This window comes from Haloarcula sp. Atlit-47R (assembly GCF_003665985.1).
GTDB lineage: Archaea > Halobacteriota > Halobacteria > Halobacteriales > Haloarculaceae > Haloarcula > Haloarcula taiwanensis.
Map to the genome: position 1 here is coordinate 1 of NZ_QPLQ01000077.1, position 450 is coordinate 450.

Genomic DNA, 450 nt, shown 5'->3' on the forward strand with positions numbered 1-450 from the left:
AGAAGAGGGGTTCCACGGCGCACAGGACCATCTCGCCCCGGACCTCGTCATCATCCCGAACCACGGGTTCGACCTCAAATCCGGCTTCAAGGGTCACGACGACGTGTTCGGCGTCGGCCCCCGCAACGGCATGCACTCGTTCGATAACGCGACGCTGCTTATCGACGACCCCGAGGTATCGGTCAGTGACGATATCGACCTCTACAACATCACGCCGACGATTCTCGATCTCATGGAGATTGATACTGACGCCACGTTCGAAGGTCGGAGTCTCATCTGAGCTTCGGCTTAGCAAGTCCGAGGAACGCCTGTGCTCTCAGTAGCCTATGGACTCGGTCTCCAGAAAGAGATGTACGTTCCTCAGTGGAAGCAAGCGAACAAAAGGCTCACAGATACTGTTTGCGAGGAGTGTCACCCTCGTCAAAAACCACAGAACGGCTGCAAACTGTG

Annotated in this window: 1 pseudogene; it reads left to right on the top strand. The window is 56.2% G+C overall.

Annotated features, from left to right (window positions below):
- Positions 1-280 (top strand): annotated as a pseudogene (locus DVK00_RS20955) (nucleotide pyrophosphatase); the annotation flags it as partial.
- Positions 281-450 lie beyond the last annotated feature (170 nt).